The organism is Bradyrhizobium sp. CCBAU 45394 (genome assembly GCF_028128655.1).
Taxonomy (GTDB): Bacteria; Pseudomonadota; Alphaproteobacteria; order Rhizobiales; family Xanthobacteraceae; genus Bradyrhizobium; species Bradyrhizobium diazoefficiens.
In genome coordinates this window covers 1-343 of the sequence record NZ_LBIX01000030.1, presented here as the reverse complement: position 1 = coordinate 343, position 343 = coordinate 1, and the positions used below count along the sequence as shown (strand labels likewise).

Genomic DNA, 343 nt, shown 5'->3' with positions numbered 1-343 from the left:
TGTGGTGCAATCGCTTCTTGGCGGCTTCGATCCAGGATCTGAGTCCGTAACGTTCCCAGTTCTTGATCCTGACCAGCACCACCCATGCCGCCTGGACGAACAGAACGCGGAGGTAGCGATTGCCGCGCCTTGAGATTTTGCCGAGGATCGTGCGGTCTCCCGTCGAGATCTGCTTGGGCACCAGCCCGAGCCAGGCGCCGAAGTCACGGCCTTTGGAGAAGACGTCTCCAGTGCCGATCGCGGCCACCATGGCGCTCGAAATGATCGGCCCGATGCCAGGCACCGTCATCAGGCGCGAACATGCCTGATCTTGACGGGCCAGTGCTTCGATCTCGCCGGAGAG

1 protein-coding gene is annotated in these 343 nt (G+C 61.8%); it reads right to left on the bottom strand.

Annotated features, from left to right (window positions below):
• Nucleotides 1-343, bottom strand: a 343-nt coding sequence (locus WN73_RS11520; RefSeq protein WP_271552820.1) for a transposase, incomplete at both ends; no start/stop codon positions are given.